16 protein-coding genes and 1 pseudogene are annotated in these 16511 nt (G+C 34.7%); 5 read left to right on the top strand and 12 right to left on the bottom strand.

Going from position 1 to position 16511, the window contains the following annotated elements:
• Positions 1-332 (top strand): hypothetical protein (locus ACFTQ7_RS20180; RefSeq protein WP_386830577.1); only part of this gene is annotated, 332 nt, incomplete at its 5' end.
• 323 nt (positions 333-655) lie between these two features.
• On the opposite strand, the gene ACFTQ7_RS20175 is transcribed toward ACFTQ7_RS20180, so the two are convergent.
• The 3 genes from ACFTQ7_RS20175 to ACFTQ7_RS20165 form a co-directional block, all read right to left on the bottom strand.
• Positions 656-1126 (bottom strand): response regulator transcription factor, encoded by a 471-nt coding sequence (locus ACFTQ7_RS20175; RefSeq protein WP_386830576.1) that lies wholly within the window; start codon positions 1124-1126, stop codon positions 656-658.
• A gap of 677 nt (positions 1127-1803) precedes the next feature.
• Positions 1804-2442: a class I SAM-dependent methyltransferase gene (locus tag ACFTQ7_RS20170; protein ID WP_386830575.1), complete on the bottom strand. Its 639-nt coding sequence runs from the start codon at positions 2440-2442 to the stop codon at positions 1804-1806.
• 100 nt (positions 2443-2542) lie between these two features.
• Positions 2543-2980 (bottom strand): phosphotransferase, encoded by a 438-nt coding sequence (locus ACFTQ7_RS20165; RefSeq protein ID WP_386830574.1) that lies wholly within the window; start codon positions 2978-2980, stop codon positions 2543-2545.
• A 400-nt stretch (positions 2981-3380) separates the two neighbouring features.
• On the opposite strand from ACFTQ7_RS20165, the gene ACFTQ7_RS20160 reads away from it, so the two are divergent.
• The 4 genes from ACFTQ7_RS20160 to ACFTQ7_RS20145 all read left to right on the top strand — a co-directional run bounded on the left by ACFTQ7_RS20160 (position 3381) and on the right by ACFTQ7_RS20145 (position 7763).
• Complete coding sequence (locus tag ACFTQ7_RS20160; protein ID WP_386830573.1) at positions 3381-4100, top strand: ABC transporter ATP-binding protein; 720 nt, start codon at positions 3381-3383, stop codon at positions 4098-4100.
• On the top strand, positions 4069-6534 hold the full coding sequence (locus ACFTQ7_RS20155; protein ID WP_386830572.1) for an FtsX-like permease family protein: 2466 nt from the start codon (positions 4069-4071) through the stop codon (positions 6532-6534). Before ACFTQ7_RS20160 ends, ACFTQ7_RS20155 begins: the two co-directional genes overlap by 32 nt.
• Before the next feature lie 6 nt (positions 6535-6540).
• The gene (locus ACFTQ7_RS20150; RefSeq protein ID WP_386830571.1) at positions 6541-7053 is read left to right on the top strand and encodes a PadR family transcriptional regulator; all 513 of its coding nucleotides are present in this window, start codon (positions 6541-6543) and stop codon (positions 7051-7053) included.
• A 65-nt stretch (positions 7054-7118) separates the two neighbouring features.
• Positions 7119-7763 (top strand): hypothetical protein, encoded by a 645-nt coding sequence (locus ACFTQ7_RS20145; protein ID WP_386830570.1) that lies wholly within the window; start codon positions 7119-7121, stop codon positions 7761-7763.
• 285 nt (positions 7764-8048) lie between these two features.
• Here ACFTQ7_RS20145 and ACFTQ7_RS20140 read toward each other — a convergent pair.
• From ACFTQ7_RS20140 to ACFTQ7_RS20100, 9 genes and pseudogenes are all read right to left on the bottom strand, one after another.
• Positions 8049-8297, bottom strand: a pseudogene (locus ACFTQ7_RS20140) (IS66 family transposase); the annotation flags it as partial.
• On the bottom strand, positions 8237-8413 hold the full coding sequence (locus tag ACFTQ7_RS20135; RefSeq protein WP_386830569.1) for a hypothetical protein: 177 nt from the start codon (positions 8411-8413) through the stop codon (positions 8237-8239). The pseudogene ACFTQ7_RS20140 and the gene ACFTQ7_RS20135, both read right to left, overlap by 61 nt.
• Positions 8414-9107: 694 nt before the next feature.
• Positions 9108-9401: a putative quinol monooxygenase gene (locus tag ACFTQ7_RS20130; RefSeq protein ID WP_386830568.1), complete on the bottom strand. Its 294-nt coding sequence runs from the start codon at positions 9399-9401 to the stop codon at positions 9108-9110.
• Between the two features lie 35 nt (positions 9402-9436).
• On the bottom strand, positions 9437-10606 hold the full coding sequence (locus tag ACFTQ7_RS20125; protein ID WP_386830567.1) for a class I SAM-dependent methyltransferase: 1170 nt from the start codon (positions 10604-10606) through the stop codon (positions 9437-9439).
• Positions 10607-10775: 169 nt separating this feature from the next.
• Complete coding sequence (locus ACFTQ7_RS20120; protein ID WP_386830566.1) at positions 10776-11186, bottom strand: SRPBCC family protein; 411 nt, start codon at positions 11184-11186, stop codon at positions 10776-10778.
• A gap of 17 nt (positions 11187-11203) precedes the next feature.
• Positions 11204-12217, bottom strand: coding sequence for an aldo/keto reductase (locus tag ACFTQ7_RS20115; RefSeq protein ID WP_386830565.1), 1014 nt, complete (start codon positions 12215-12217; stop codon positions 11204-11206).
• Positions 12218-13495: 1278 nt separating this feature from the next.
• Positions 13496-14335 carry a hypothetical protein gene (locus tag ACFTQ7_RS20110; RefSeq protein ID WP_386830564.1) on the bottom strand — a complete coding sequence of 280 codons (840 nt, stop codon included), beginning with the start codon at positions 14333-14335 and terminating at the stop codon, positions 13496-13498.
• Between the two features lie 372 nt (positions 14336-14707).
• Positions 14708-15532 (bottom strand): sugar phosphate isomerase/epimerase family protein, encoded by an 825-nt coding sequence (locus tag ACFTQ7_RS20105; RefSeq protein WP_386830563.1) that lies wholly within the window; start codon positions 15530-15532, stop codon positions 14708-14710.
• Entirely contained in the window at positions 15529-16503 is a 975-nt protein-coding gene (locus ACFTQ7_RS20100; RefSeq protein ID WP_386830562.1) for a DUF6005 family protein, read from the bottom strand. Before ACFTQ7_RS20100 ends, ACFTQ7_RS20105 begins: the two co-directional genes overlap by 4 nt.
• Positions 16504-16511: the final 8 nt, after the last annotated feature.

Below are 16511 nucleotides of genomic sequence, written 5' to 3'. Positions count from 1 at the left end.
CAATGGTAATGGTAATGGTAATGGTAATGGTAATGGTAATGGTAATGGTAATGGTAATGGTAATGGTAATGGTAATGGTAATGGTAATGGTAATGGTAATGGTAATGGCAACGGCAATGGCAATGGTAATGGTAATGGTAATGGCAACGGCAATGGCAACGGCAATGGCAACGGCAATGGCAATGGCAACGGCAATGGCAATGGCAACGGCAATGGCAACGGCAACGGTAATGGCAACGGCAACGGTAATGGCAATGGCAACGGGCAATGGCAGTGGCAGTGGCAGTGGCAATGAAATAATAATTAAGTTACCGAGGATGATTTATAATTAATTTCAGTTCAAGCAAAAAGAGAAATTGCACAGCGCAATTTCTCTTTTTGGTATTTATTATAAAGCAATCCCTTTAAAAAGCTTATCTCCTACTTAACTAACTGTGACATATACTTACTGATTTTCTTGCCGATACAAATCAGTTCCTCTCAATCTCTCCCAAATCAACTTCATTTGGTGTAAAAGCGCTTCCGATGTTTGCTTTTTTTCTTTCGTTACTTTGTCAAAAAGATGCATAATAAAACCGCACTTACTTATGATAAGGTTCACCTTTATTTGTCTAAGTGCGGTCTCCCAGGATTTGCTGTGAGAAGCTTTAAAATTTTATACTGCACTGGTGGTCAAATGAACCTCTTGTTTATCAACGGTAATGACTTTCTGTTCATCATCAATCATGAGCCCGCTCGTTTGCAATACATAAATAATCACCCCAAGACTCCCAAATGTCGTATATCTTCTTAGCTGCGATTTCACTCTAGCCACAAGTTCTAATGGATTAAATGGTTTGGCCATATAATCATTTGCTCCGATATTTAATCCGAGTATTTTGTCATAATCTTCCGACTTAGCAGAAAGCATAATTAACGGAATCATATTATCTTGCCGAATCTTGATTGTCGCCGTAATCCCATTCATTTTTGGCACCATAATATCCATAGTAATTAGGTGAAAAACGTAATCTCGAATAAGATCGATTGCCTCAATACCATTGTAAGCTTTGAGTACTTGATATCCCTCATTTTCTAAATAAATGCTAATCGGCCTTATAATTTCTTTATCATCATCACAAATCAAAATGTTCATGTTTCTTTGAAATAAAGTTTGAGCAAAATACCTCGCAAACCCTCATTTTACGATAAATAAGAAGAATCCCTTTTTAAAAAAGATTGATCAAAAGGGATTACTCCACAATCTGGCCCGTTTGTTGAACAAAAAAAATCCTGTATATCAACACAGGATTATTAATCTAACTTTATTTTATATGAACAATCTTTGTTTTAAATAATTGAACTTTGTTTTAAATGAGCAATCTTTTTTATAAAACTACATCAGTCGTTGATCCAGTATATTAAATATTTTTATACACTCAATTTGTTTGACTTTTATCATAACAATAGTCAAACAAATCTAGTCCTCTTAAACCTTTGTAAATCATACGTTATTTAGAATGTTTAAAGTACATTGATGATTGCCAGTCCACCCTTATCCATATAACAAAACGGCGATTTTCCCCATTAATCATCACATCTTCTTTAATTTATTTTCATTTTAATAAATTTAAAGCCTTACTACATTTAGTATGTACTAAGGCTTTAAAAGTTGTTTAAAACTGAATTACTTTAAGAGGATTTTGTTGTTTAAAAAGATAATAATGTTGTTTAATACCGTTCAACAAGCAACTCTGCTAGTTCAACAATAAATTCCTTTTCTTATGGAACGGTTCTTTACATTAGTAAAATTTAAGGAATCCCTTACCGATGATCCCTTTTTGAATCAAGAATAAACATAGACGAATCATGTCCCATGAATATTTTACTTCCTGTATAAAAAGTTTCGAATTGTATATCCTTATACCCTATTTTAGTCATTATTTCGGTTAGCTCTTCTGGGTTAAACCCGTTATGAACTATATCTGAAACTATTTTTTCATTTTTATTAAAATCTACGATTAGTAAATGTCCTCCTTCATTTAGAACATCAAATAATCTTGATAATACTAATTCAAAATCATGAATGTGGAGTAGAACCTGAGCCATAAAAATATAGTCAGCTTGTACATGTAAATCCGATAAACTTTCCTTTTCTATATCAAAGCATAATGTATCTACATTTTGAATATTAAAATCAGTTATTTTTTGGTTTATTTGATTAATCATGTTCTGTGATGTATCCAGAAAAAGCATAGAATTAAACTCGTTTAACATGTTCATTCCGATCAGACCAGTTCCGCACCCAAAATCAATCGCATTCTTACTTTTAGCGTCAATTAAAAAATTTTGGATGGCATCTGATGATACCTTTGCAATTTGGATTCTTTCAGGAGTGTCATATTTATTAGCTATCATTTCAAACTTATCAGTATTTCCTATTATAATCTCTCCAATCAACATTAATAAACAAGCCAGAACACTAAAAAACTTGTCCTTATTTAGGATACAATTCTGTATATCACAATTCAACAAATCTGCACCGTTAGTGAAAAGCGATTGCTCAAATTGAACAATCGCACCCCGTTAGTTTAATAAGAACAGCGACGCTTCTTCCACAATATAAGTCTACGCCATTGTACGTGTTATTTTGTACAATGATATGACCAAGATGAAAATCATCATGGAGTAATGTTCTAGGTCGCTCTTTAAGAAGGTAGAAATTGTTTTCAATAAAGTTTAGTATTTTATGCTCTTTTGGCAGTTGATAGCTATCTTTTCTATATTCATTTAAATAAAAACTGAATTTCCTTTTTTGAGCTTCTTCCCATTGTATCGTTTGTGGGGCATGGGCATGTAGCTGATGAATTTTTCTTAATTCTTTCCCAGCAGCAAGACCTATATTAAATTGCGCCATATCAGAAAGATTCCAAATGAATTCATCCGCAGGGTATCCTTCAATATAGCTTAATACCATGACAGAAAGATTAGCCTCATTCAATAAAGTACATTCTATGGCTTTATTCGTTTATACACCTTGTTTTTCTAATGCTTGAAGTAATGAAAATTCGACGGTTCGTTTTTCATGATATTGTATGTCTGATATGGAATCCCATCTTTAACTAAGCTACCCGTTAGTTCAATAAGAATTATGTAGCTTTAGAATAAAGTTACCGGGAGGTGCTGCGTGTTTATATGCGTTATCTGAATACGGGCTTACGATAAAGTGACGACTTTATTATCATTATACAATATTTATGTACAATGCATACTAAGTATATATTATACTTAGGGGTCTTTTATAAAAAATACATAATTTATAATGAAATTTAAACGATTTTACTTCCATGCATTATATACTTAGTATATAATAATTCCCAAAGAATAGGAGGGATTGGAACATGATTAAAGTTAGAAATTTGAAAAAGGAATTTATACAGGGGCAAGAAAGAACTCAAGTCTTGAAGGGTTTTGATTTGAACGTTGAAGAAGGCGAATTTGTGGCTGTAATGGGCCCAAGTGGTTCTGGAAAGAGCACATTACTACAACTTTTAGGGGGTCTTGATGTCCCTACTGAAGGAGATATAGTAATAAATCAAAGTAATTTAAGTAATTTGACGGAAAAAGAAAGAACGATATTTCGTAGAAAGTATATCGGTTTTATTTTTCAGAATTACCAGCTACTCCCTACATTAAGTGTAGAAGAAAATATAGCTTTCCCTCTTCATGCAGATGGTAGTTTAACTAAAAAGAAGAACCAAATTATTATAGAACTACTTGATTCTGTCGGATTGAAAGGACTTGGTCGGAAACGTGCTAATTTGCTGAGTGGCGGTCAACAACAACGAGTTGCTATAGCCAGGGCGTTAGTTAATAACCCTTCTGTTCTATTAGCCGATGAACCAACAGGAAATTTAGATAGAGGTAAAGCCGAAGAAATGCTCGGATTAATATCAAGATTCAATCGAGAGAATAATCAAACAATCATCATGGTAACGCATGATATTTTCGCAGCTGGGTTTGCTGATCGAATTATTCTTTTTAAGGATGGTGTTATTGATCAAGTGATTTCTAGAAAGGATGATGATTATGCTAAATATGTGGCGAATTTCATGGCGTAATATAACACAAAATAAAAAAAGGTTTTTCATTTCCCTACTTGGGATCATCTTAGGTATAGCTTTTGTAACATCTATGCTTATTGCAGACAAAACAACAAATGATGTTTTCGATTATTATGAAGAAATGTATGTGGCAAATGCGGATTATTGGGTTCTAAGCGATGAACATACTTACTCTGAGGATGTGGTTTCGTCAATTTTAACTAGCCCAATTGTGACGGAAACCATGCTTGCACTTGATAAACAAGCCTTTTTTGAGCTGGAGGGTGATCAATCTTTAAATCAAAGATCCGTCCGAATTACAGGCGTGAATGATCAAAGCAGTTCTTTACTGAAACTTCCTGTTATCGAAGGGAGTTTGGATAATGAAGGTTTGGTGATACCAAAAGCTGTTGCAAATCTGTTAAATAAAAACGTAGGAGATACAATTAGGTTTACCGATTTGGGAGAAGCTAAGGTTTCCGCCATTGTAGAATATACGCAGTTGCTTGCAAGTCCGAGTAACTGGGAGCGTGCTGAATCAACCAGCTTCCGAATCATGGCTCCACTTGAATTGCTACAAGAATGGACTGGTATGGAGGACAAACTTTCCTATGTAAGATTTCAAACTACTGAAGAAGGAGAGAAACTTTTTCAATCTCTCCAGGAAGAATTTCGTAATTCAAATGTATATGTACAACCAGTTGTCGCGGATGATCGGCAAAGTAACGATATAGGGGGACTATATACGTTCTTTTACTTAATTGCTGGGTTATCTATGTTTATTAGCGGATTCATTGTTTTTAATATGATTTATACAAGTGTTATGGAGCGAAAAAAGGAATTTGCAATCATGAAAAGTTTCGGATATCTACAAAGTTCTGTTTCCAGACTTATTCTTATTGAAGTACTACTGTTGGGACTAATAGGTACAGCTGTTGGGGTGCCTATGGGAATTTGGCTTGGGGATATGTTCATGCAAACTTTACTAAGCGTATTTGAATTTGACATGGTTTACACATTAAATTGGAAAATACCTGCATTAATAGCTGTAGTAGTTGGAATTTTATTTCCTGTTGTATCTTCATTATTTCCTATTTACAATGCGGGGAAAACCTCTGTGTTATTGACATTAAAAATGGCAAATCAAACCCAATCATCGAGAAGCTTGTACATAGTTAGGGCAGTTCTAGGTGTTGGCTTGCTTGCTTTTGTATTTATCAATCATCCCATCTCTTATTTAGCGATTTTAGTAAGCATCATTTTGTTGTTTCCATTATTGTTACTTGGTGTGAGCAGGATATTTAAACCTATTTTAAAATTATTCTTCGGCTACTCTGGTAGTCTGGCAACGCAAAACCTTACAAAACAATTAAATCGAAATGCTAATACTGCTGCTATTCTTGCTATAGGGATTGCAGTGATATTATTACTAAGTGCTGTTATTGAATCCGCACCTGAAGGTTATGAAAATGAAATCAGGAATATGTATGGAGGAGACCTGAGAGTTTCATCAGAAGTACCTTGGTCTAATCAGGATATAGAAAAGTTACTATCGTATGATGCTGTTGTAAATGTTGATCCTTTAACGGAAGCTACGCCAATTACATGGGTAACCACTGATGGGGAGAAGAGACAGTTTTCCATTTTTGCTGTAAATGAAGAAGGCCCCACCTTATTTGAAAGTTCTAATAAAGACAATTTATATTATGAACTGGCAAAGGAACCTTCTGTTATCCTCGGCGAAAGAGCTTTTGATGAATGGGGTGGAAATATAGGAGAATATATTTACATTAATACACCCTCAGGTAAACAACAACTTGAAGTCCTTGATGTAGTGAAAACATCGAATTACTCAGGCTATGTTGCATTTATGGATGAGAATCATTTAAATAATAAATTTGGTTGGGCGAATCATTTCGACATATTATTAACTTTAAATGACGGATATACTGGTGAACAATTACGTAATGAGTTATGGTTGGATTTCAGCACTCATCTCTCAAAAGTAGAAACAGTAGAAGATGAAATTAAATCAACTACTTCAGCATTAACCGGTATGAATGAGTTGATTTTAATCATGTTAGTTTTAATCATTGGACTAGCTAGTATCGGTACTGCAAACACTTTATTAATGAATACGTTGGAACGCACCACCGAGATAGGGACAATGCGAGCGCTTGGTTTTACGAAACAGCAAGTTAAAAAGATGATCATTGGAGAAGGTTTACTTATAGGATTGTCGGGGGTTATTGGTGGTATAATTTCGGGTGTAGTTTTACTTTATACAACTAGCCAATCCGAACTATTGGGAGGGTTTATATCTTTTCAATTACCTTTAGGGAATATTATTCTGGCACTGATTGCTGGTGTTTCTCTAAGTCTCCTTGCTTCTTGGATTTCCAGTACTACAGCTAGTAAAATAAATATTATATCATCACTCAAAGAAGGTTAAGCAATTATGTCGATTAAGAACGGAATATTAACTCTGCTATTTCTACAAAAAAATCATGGGTATGAATTAAAACTAGAGCTAGAATCCCATCTGGGAGTTAAAGGAAAAATTAATCCTGGTCAAATTTATACGACTCTAGACCGTCTAATACGTGATCAACTTGTCTTATCTGTAGGAATGGATGACCAAGAAAGAAAACTTTATGAAATCACTACGGAAGGTAAAAAAGAGTTGGAAAATTGGTTACTGGAACCTGTACCCTATCATTCTACTAAAGAAGACTTTCATTTTAAATGGAACTGTGCTCGTAAGATTGATTTCGAACAAGAAAAGAAAATGCTTGATCAACAAAAAGCGATGATAATGAAAGATGTCATGGAATTGACTAAATTTAAAACGGAATTTCTTCTTCAAGGTGACGAGAATAGGTATTTATTAATCACTGGTACCCTCTTGCATTTAGAAGCAGATTTAAACTGGATAAATCAAGTTGAAAATCGAAATAGACCAAAATTCTAGGTAAAGGTTTTCTCTTTTAAAAACCTTTGCCGTTATTCAATCTTTTGAAGGGGAGTGAAAATTTTTTGGATGTTATCCTTGATTACAATTGGGAATTGTTTATCTTTATAGAGGTATTGTCATTGGGATCCCTGATCTTATTCGGTATATTTCGCTATTTTTTTAAAAAAACTCGATTTAGCCTAATGTTTATTTTTTTATTTCTGTTATTGTTGATAATTGAGGGATTACTCGGACTGTATGTCTATCGTCAAACAGGAGAAATATCAACTTTTCAAATCGTTATTATCATCTTTATCATTTATGCTTTTACATTTGGTATACTCGATTTTATCAAATTGGATCGTTGGATGCGTAAAAAAATTGGAAAGTTACGTGGCGTTGAATTATTGACTGATAAAGATTATGAGATTATGGAAAAAAATAATAATCCTAAATATATTGCAAAGAAATATCGTGTATCATCCTATATTCATTCAGTTTTGTTCATTACAGTTCAAGCTATTCTGTGGGTAATTGGTACAGAAAGTTTGGCAGAAATAAAGATGTACTTAAGTGATTTTTCATGGCTAGGAAATGGAAATGCTAAAGAATCACCTTATCCAAATGATGCTGCGTTTGCAATAGGTGTAATTTGGGGAATTGTATTTATTGCTGACTTTATTAATTCATGGTCTTATACATTGTTTCCTAAAAATAGGCAGAAGTAAGTTTGAACTTCAAAATTCGCACAATTATGGCATATACAAGTTATAATCGCCTTTTAATAATTAGTGGAAACAAGATATTAATCTATTCTTTGAATACATGTCCACAATGAAATAGTGTTGTGTAATTACACTTTTTTATAAAAAGGTATTGATAAAGTGTAAGCCCGAATTATAAAAAAATAGGCGCACCTTTTCGGTACGCATCACGAATAGCCGTGTATCATTGATTTTTTTATCAGATATACGGCTATTTTATTTTCAACATGCAGCTTGGATGTTTTTTGATCAAGACATGTACTGATTTAAAATTTCTAGGTTTCGGTGGATATCCAGATTCGGTAGATCCATCATTAACTTCATCAGGTATTGATAGAAGTCCACACCATTTGCTTTGACCGTTTCTGCGATGCTCAAGCAGATGGCGTTTGCTTTTGCACCTGCTTCACTGACAGAGAAAAGCCAATTTTTTCTCCCTATGACGTTGGGACGAATGGCATTTTCAGCTGGATTATTATCGATTTCAATACGCCCATCAAACCTGTTGTATTAACGAATATCGAGTAGCCATTAGAAGTAATCCATTTCATACGAATAAGAGATAGAAAATAGTCCAACCAATGCCATTGCCTTTGATCCATTACTGCTTTCATACTTTTATCCCCCATTTTCACTGTCTATATCATCGTTCCTAAAACTTCTCATTTTCAAATCAAGACTAGAGAAAATAAATTAAATTACACTGCAGTTTTTGAGGGAAACTACCCATTCATTTCATTAACTATCCTCGTTTAAATTGCGATTAGCATCCCATGTATAATTCTCTATCACTATATAATGCAGGGATGATATTTCCTTCTTGTCTATATTCAAATAGAGTCAATATAGAAACTTTCAATTAAAATATAAATTTACGACCTTTATATTTTATCATATTAAGCTACTTTTCTTTTACATTTTTATCAAATTATATCATTCCCTTCTTCATACAGATAGGTAAGCCTTTGAAGTTATCTCTGGCTTTTCCCCCTGTTCACACCGTACGTGCGACTTTCACCGCATACGGCGTTCCAACTAATCCAATTTATTCTTTCTGTATGAGGAAAGGAAAAAAGCAAATAGTATCATGCCTTGATAGCCCTATATCTTTTGATATTGCTTTGCTTCTTTTTTTGATCAACTTTTTCAGTAATTGATGTTATATTTCCGATATCAAGATAGTACAGAATTGGATGGCTCTCCGCTTCCGAAGAACCAATCCTCCATCCTACTTTAAACGAATAAATAAATAAGTCTCAATTAAAGAAGCACCATTCAGAATGTAAACGGTGCAACAGGAGTTCTAGTTTAAGAATTTAATATTTGTAATCGATGAACCTCTTGTTTTTCAAGTAGCAGCTCTGTTTGCTGACCACAATATTTATAATGTTCAGTATTAGTATGAAAAATAAGCGCCTCTTCATCTTTCCATCTTTCATAAAAAACAAATGTATCTCTATTTTCAACAGATTCATGAAGAGTATATTGAATACAGCCATCTTCGACTCGAGATGCTTCAACTAAATTATATAACTCTTTTCTAAGCAGTTCACCTTTCCCTGATTTAGCTTTTAAAACTACATTGATTATAATTTCGTTCATTATTTTCCCTCTTCTTGTTAAGCCATATTATTCTCTTATTCATACATATAAGAACGCGTCATAGGAATTGAATCATTAATGCCTTTTGTAAATACAAATTGATGTAAATCAATATTACCCGTAAAGAATGATGCCGCACAGGCATTTAAATATAAGCGCCACATACGAATGAATCTTTCATCTTTAGTCTGACGAATTTCCTCTAATGCATTTTCAAAATTTTGAGCCCAATGTTGTAGAGTTTTACCGTAATGTCTGCGTAAGCTTTCCACATCAACAATATAAAATTGTTGGTTTGTCATATTGGTGATTAATTCGTTGACAGCGGGAACATATCCGCCAGGGAATATATATTTATCAATCCAGCCATTGGTAGCACCATTCGTTGGAGAAGTTATACAATGAAGCAGAGATACCCCGCCGTTATTTAATAATTTATTTACTGTTTCTAAGTATTCCGTAATGTGGTCTTTTCCTACATGTTCAATCATGCTTACGCTAACAATTTTATCAAACTTACGATCTTGAATATCACGATAATCAAGTAAAGATACTTCAACTAACTCAGTAAGTCCCTCTTGCTTAATTCGCTCAGAAGTCTTTGTATATTGCTCCTCACTTAATGTTACGCCCATTGCTTTAACGCCATATTGCTTTGCGGCAGCCGTGTTCAGTTCACCCCATCCGCAACCAATGTCCAGTAAAGTATCACCTTTCTGAAGATTTAACTTTTTTAAAATATGATTTACTTTATTATGTTGAGCTTTTTTTAGAGAATCATTATCGCTTAGAAAATATGCACAAGAATATGTCATTGTTTCATCGAGCCACAGTTTATAGAAATCGTTCCCGATATCATAATGGTGAGCAATATCTTCTTTATTTTTTTGTTTTGAGAAATTCCATTTACTTTTGAAATATTGCAATTTACTATTACCTAAAAAGCTATCCTGCTTTTTATAAATAGATTGAATTGCTTTTTCAAGATCTCCTTGTATTTCAAGATTTCCATTCATATATGCTTCACCGAATGCTATAGAAGGGTCCTTAGCAACCTCTATTTTTGATAGAGGCTTATGGAATGTTACATGAAATAGAGGTTTTCCTTCACCATATTGTAAGGTCTCTCCATTCCAAAGTGTAATTTGAACAGGGTCTGAAAAGAGATTTTTTAGTATATTTTTATAAAAAAATTCTTCAACCATATAAACATCTCCTATAAATAAGTTTAAAACTACCTTGATAATCAATCCATTTAGAATTAGCTAATTATGATTGAGATGAAGGTCAGTAACAGTACGTACTAATATGAACAGCCAAGGCTTTTTTGAAAAAGCTCTTGGCTGCTGTAGATCTTCAGATTTACATAAATACTCAATATATATTTTGTAATGCTTCTAAGCCATCTTTATAGATGCCATGGAATAGGTCTATAGCTTCTTGGTCACTAACACCTATAGGCGTGAAACTACCGAACCACTCTACCAACGATGATTTACCATCAATATCTGCTTTAACGTGGATTGTAGATAAATAATCAGTAACCGGAAACGGTGCTTTCATAATTGAATACGTGTAGTAGCGTTCCTTATGATTGAATACTTCTAAACGCTCTACAATCGTATCACCATCTGGATTAGCTAGACTACGTACACGTCCACCCTCGCTTACTTTACTGCTTGGAATATAAGGTAACCAGTCTGGAAGGGAGTCAAAGCCTCCGATTAATTGCCATACTTGGTCAGGTGAAGCTGGAATTTTAATAGATGTAATAGTATTTGCCATTTTGATTATTCTCCTTTTTATTTAACGTCGATTGGTAGTGGTGCATTCGGTGCGATCAATTTTTGTTCGATCATTTCTTCCCAGAATGCTGCTGGAATGATTGTTTTCAATGCAGCTTGGTCTTCAGCAATTCGCTCTGGTTTAGTCGCACCAGGAACGACAGCAGCAACCGCTGGATTCGCTAGTGAAAATTGTAACCCTGCCGCCTTTACGCTAATTTGATGACGATCTGCAATATTTTTGATTTTCTCCACTTTTGCCATAATTTCTGGTGATGCTTTTTGATATTCGAAGTGAGCTCCTCCCGCAAGAACACCTGAGCTATAAGGACCACCAACGACTATATCCATATTGTGTTTTTTAGCTGCAGGCATTAGACGTTGTAACGCTCGTTCATGGTCTAGTAATGAATAACGACCAGCTAACAAGGATACATTTGGTTTTGCTTCTTCTAAATCCAGCATAAGTTCAATTGGTTCTACTCGGTTTACTCCGAGTCCCCAACCCTTAATTACTCCTTCTTCACGTAACTGTGTAAGCGTACGGAACGCTCCAGTTCGAGCTATTTCAAATTGTGCCAACCACTCATCACCATAAAAATCCTGGGCTGGATCATGAACAAAAACAAAATCTAGACGATCTGTTTGTAAACGTTTCAAACTATCCTCGATAGAGCGAAGAGTTGCATCCGCGCTATAGTCAGGGATAATTTTATTCTTACGGCCAAACTCGAATATTCCACCTTTTTCTCCAAAATCACGTGCAGACGGATCTTCTAGTTCATCTGAAATAATTCGACCTACTTTTGTACTTAGAAAGTAATCATCACGATTTCTTTTCGATAGGGCTTCACCAAGACGAATCTCTGATAAGCCTGATCCATAAAGTGGAGCTGTGTCAAAATAACGGACTCCACTTTCCCAGGCCGCATCTACAGTTGCTAATGCTTCTTCTTCTGGAATATTACGATACATATTACCTAACGGTGCTGTACCAAAACCTAGTTGTTTTCCTTGCAGTAAATCTCGCATCTATAAAACACTCCTAATGTAAGTATTAAAAATTGGTGCCAGTATGTTCAATGACTGGAATCAACAAGTGTCTTTTCTCTACCTGGCAAAACTGATTATGCAACACCTAAACATAAAAAAAAAGTACGCACTTTAAAGTAATATGGGCACTAATAAGTACCTATAACTGCTAAAGAATGCATATGAGTGTCCATAGAACCTCAGTTTTTATACAGTACCAGGATCAATTAAAAAAGCTCAGGCTCAAAATTAATTGAGTATCTGAGCTTTGTTACTATATTTTTTTAGTGTACCGTTTAAATATTGCAATTAGTTCTCGCATTAGGTGTATCAAAAAAATACGCAGTTTTGAAAGTTACTCGCAATTATATGAACTGTGCTCCCCAAAATGCTCACAGATTGCTCACAGAATTATTTTTTTCAGTCTTTTTTATTTAACTCAGTTGATTTTGCTATTGCTGAAAACCTTATTAAATCAACGTTTTCCATACTTATTTAACTGAGCTAAACAGCTTGATTTTGCCACTAAAAGACCTCCTTTTCCTAGAAAAAAGAAGGGCTTTTATAAAGGGGGTAGTAGTTGATCCAGTATATTAAATATTTTTATATACTCAATTTGTTTGACTTATATCATAACAATAGTCAAACAAATCTATCCCTCTTAAACCTTTGTAAATCATACGTTATTAAGGATGTTTGAGGTACAATTATGATTGCCAGTCCACCCTTATCCATATAACAAAATAGCGATTTTCCCCATTAATCATCACATCTTCTTTAAAATATTTTAGTAGCTTTATATATAAACATAAAACTCAACTAATCAGATTAGTTGAGTTTAGTGTAAATTACTTTACTTATTACTTCCTAAAATCTTTGTACCAGGAGTGTAATACGTGTTCTTATTATCATCCCATTCATCAGGGGACAATTCTTTGATTGTATTAAAAATGCACAAAAAATCGCTATGTACCTATTGGCACATAGCGATTTTCGTACGAGGGGAACATTTCATCAGCTATTGGAAGTGTAGTTTTTCCTAAAGTAAATGTTTCTCCATTGGGGGGGAGTTTATATGAACCTCTATGAAGAGGAATGTTTAGAAAGCTCAAGTACAACTATTACTGTATTTTATTTAAGTTTGTTTTTTTTACTTCTTATTCTGATCTGCTTCAAATTGGCCTATTGCTCCCGAGTGTACCTATTCGTGCTAGTTAAATAGCTTATACCTTCTCTTTAAATACCGCTTGTTTGCTTACTGAACTACTCACTATATTTTTATCTCTTCATTCCAAGAGCTTCATCAAGTTGTTTTATTGCTTCCTCTATCGTTAATGTACCAGCCTCTACTTGGTTGAAAATTTCTTGTACTTTGTTTTTAGAGATCTCTTCTAAGTTAGCTGGTTGGCTTACTGTTTTTTTATCTCCATTCATTCCAAGTGCTTCATCAAGTTGTTGTGTTGCTTCTTCTTTCGTTAATGTACCTACTTCTGCTTGTGTGAAAACTACTTGTACTTTTTCTTTAGAAATCTCTTCTAAGTTAGCTGGTTGGCTTACTGTTTTTTTATCTCCCTTCATTCCAAGTGCTTCATCAAGTTGTTTTGTTGCCTCTTCTTTCGTTAATGTACCTACTTCTACTTGGTTGAAAATTTCCTGTACTTTTTCTTTAGAAATCTCATCTAAGTTCGCTGGTTTACTTACTAGTTGTTTATCTCCCTTCATTCCAAGAGCTTCATCAAGTTGTTGTGTTGTTTCTTCTTTCGTTAATGTACCTGCTTCTGCTTGTTTGAAAATTTCTTGTACTTTTTCTTTAGCAATTTCATCTAAGTTAGCTGGTTTACTTACTAGTTGTTTATCTCCCTTCATTCCAAGAGCTTCATCAAGTTGATTTATTGCTTCCTCTTTCGTTAATATACCTGCTTTTACTTGGTTAAAAATTTCTCGTACTTTTTCTTTAGAAATCTCATCTAAGTTAGCTGGTTTACTAACTTGCCCTTTCACAATTTCACTACCTCCAATAATTTCGGTTGGGACTTCGGCAGCAAACGCAGCTCCAAAAGTCGAAAGTGCAAATACAGCACCTAAAGTTGTAGCAGCCAATTTCTTTCTCTTTTTCATAGTTTTTTAATCTCCTTTTAAAGTAATTTGTCTTACAGTCTTGATTGTATAGGCGTTATCTGTAGTTACTGTGAAGACTATCTAAAGATTACCTGGAGATTTTGGAGCATCTGGAGTAATTTCCCTAAAATATTTTATCTCTGATTTGAGTTCTAGCATTAAGATTAGGCTCTAAGAAAGAGAACTCATTATTTCCCGCGTCCCTAAAATAACGTCCTAGCCATCTAGATCATTTCTGCTGCTGCCAACTTACACAATGTTCGCTTTAACCTATTAAAATAAGCTGACGTCTAGGATGGACCGTCAGCTTTTCAGCTTATTTATCTATTACATAATCTATTCTTGTGATTCATGCATATGTTTTAAACAGCCTTATATTTGCACCAATTGCACTGCCTTCTTAACCTCCTGAACATCTTTTGCTAATACGCTCTTCACATTGGCTCCAAACCATTCCAATGACGCATCTACCTCCATGTTTGAACCTACTTCTGCTAGGAATTCACCATAATCAACCGCACCTTCAAACAATGGAACCATCCCTTCTCTAGACCCTGCTGCAGCATAAACATTGTTAGGAGCAAAAACATCAAGTTGTGCACGTGAGGCAATATTTTTAAAGTGAAAATGTGAGATATAAGGACGAAGTTGCTTCATGGCGACAATAGGGTCCATCCCTGATTCCCATATATGTAAAACGTCAAAGTTCACGCGTAGATTTGAGTGATTCGTTTCTTCGAGTAACTGCATTGTTGAAGGTAGATTATCTGTCAATGTGTTCGGATGAGTTTCAACAAGCAAATATTGTCCTTTCGACTCAAGATAATCACAGAGCATTCTAAGTCTAAAAATAAGTTCTTCCCTTTCTTTTGTACTCGTGTCTGAGCTGCCCTTCTTTCCTACAAATGTACGAATCTTATTTGTTCCCCAGCGCCTTGCAAGTGAAGATAACCTCTCTGTTTCAGCCATCATCACAGAAACTGGTGCTTCTAATGGCAAATAATCACTAAGCATGCTCGTTTCCAAACCGTAGGAGCTTAGCCAATCTGCTCCATAATGAAGTTCATCTGCCAAGTTCTTTGCATGAACACCCCAGAGCTCGATTCCTTGAAAACCTTGCGTTTTTGCAAATTGGGCTAATTGGTCAATCGAGTGGAGATGGTGCCGAAACGAGATTGTACAAATAGATAGTTTCATATTATAACCTCTTTCTTGTGCTGTATTGTTAACCATGCTTGAAAGCATTCTTGTAATCCTTGCTTAATCTTGAACTCAAGGAGATTTTGTTCTTCTAACTTCACAAAAACATCTTCCGCTACTAACAAATCTTGCGTCAGCGCAAGTTTCATCGCTCGATACTGAATCGTTGTATAGCCATTCACTAGACGCTCAATTTCATTACACCATGTGTCAAAGCCTTCCTCTTCACGGCCAAGTGCTTCCCAAAAAAATGCAAACGCATGCTCATATGCATACTTTCTAATCGCTATTACCGGCAATTGTTTTAATGCAGTCGGAAGTTTTGACATCCTTTCTTTTTCTTTTCCTTCGATATACTCTTTAATAATTTTGGTAATTGCATCTGTCAACGGATTACATTGAAGCTTTATACATGTATTAAAATAGGCTTCCACCGTCTCTGTAGTTGGAGGAATAATCGTCTTTGCATCAAAGTAATAACCACCTTCGACAGTTGGCTCTTGAATTGCAGCTAAAATTCTCTCTTTCGGTAAAATCCCTTCCCAGCGAAAATCAGGGTCATACATAAACCATTCTTCTTCATTTTCTGTCGATTCTAGCATCACATAATGAGGGAATGGACGTTGATGAAATTTATTCTCTCGCTCTGGAAGCATCGATAAATCCAGCATCACCATCACATGTTGATGTGAAGATTTATTCTCTAATAATCCTAGCAGTTTGTTTATATTTTCTTGTTTTGATTGCTTTTCGTCATACCATTTGTAAAGCTTGATTCCATAGAGCATTTCATACCATGTTTGAAAGAAATGATGATCAATTTGATCAGAGTGGTATGCTAGCACTCCATTATCAAGCACATCAAAATCTGCGTCCCATACTCCAAAATAGTAGGGCCTATGATCGACGCCTTTCGTTTTCTTAATAACCTCACAAACACAGCTTACAAAACAATGAACTTTTATCATTTTTAGCC

Origin of the sequence: Lysinibacillus sp. NPDC056959 (assembly GCF_042674095.1) — a bacterium.
GTDB lineage: Bacteria > Bacillota > Bacilli > Bacillales_A > Planococcaceae > Lysinibacillus > Lysinibacillus zambalensis.
The sequence above is the reverse complement of the archived record's forward strand: the minus strand, read 5'-3'. Positions and strand labels throughout refer to the sequence as shown.

Excerpts from the sequence above, each read along its gene's own strand:
- ACFTQ7_RS20170 (WP_386830575.1), bottom strand. The coding sequence starts at position 2,442 with ATGTTGATTGGAGAGATTATAATAGGAAATACTGATAAGTTTGAAATG.
- ACFTQ7_RS20160 (WP_386830573.1), top strand. The coding sequence starts at position 3,381 with ATGATTAAAGTTAGAAATTTGAAAAAGGAATTTATACAGGGGCAAGAA.
- ACFTQ7_RS20155 (WP_386830572.1), top strand. The coding sequence starts at position 4,069 with ATGCTAAATATGTGGCGAATTTCATGGCGTAATATAACACAAAATAAA.
- ACFTQ7_RS20150 (WP_386830571.1), top strand. The coding sequence starts at position 6,541 with ATGTCGATTAAGAACGGAATATTAACTCTGCTATTTCTACAAAAAAAT.
- ACFTQ7_RS20135 (WP_386830569.1), bottom strand. The coding sequence starts at position 8,413 with ATGAAAGCAGTAATGGATCAAAGGCAATGGCATTGGTTGGACTATTTT.
- ACFTQ7_RS20130 (WP_386830568.1), bottom strand. The coding sequence starts at position 9,401 with ATGAACGAAATTATAATCAATGTAGTTTTAAAAGCTAAATCAGGGAAA.
- ACFTQ7_RS20125 (WP_386830567.1), bottom strand. The coding sequence starts at position 10,606 with ATGGTTGAAGAATTTTTTTATAAAAATATACTAAAAAATCTCTTTTCA.
- ACFTQ7_RS20120 (WP_386830566.1), bottom strand. The coding sequence starts at position 11,186 with ATGGCAAATACTATTACATCTATTAAAATTCCAGCTTCACCTGACCAA.
- ACFTQ7_RS20115 (WP_386830565.1), bottom strand. The coding sequence starts at position 12,217 with ATGCGAGATTTACTGCAAGGAAAACAACTAGGTTTTGGTACAGCACCG.
- ACFTQ7_RS20110 (WP_386830564.1), bottom strand. The coding sequence starts at position 14,335 with ATGAAAAAGAGAAAGAAATTGGCTGCTACAACTTTAGGTGCTGTATTT.
- ACFTQ7_RS20105 (WP_386830563.1), bottom strand. The coding sequence starts at position 15,532 with ATGAAACTATCTATTTGTACAATCTCGTTTCGGCACCATCTCCACTCG.
- ACFTQ7_RS20100 (WP_386830562.1), bottom strand. The coding sequence starts at position 16,503 with ATGATAAAAGTTCATTGTTTTGTAAGCTGTGTTTGTGAGGTTATTAAG.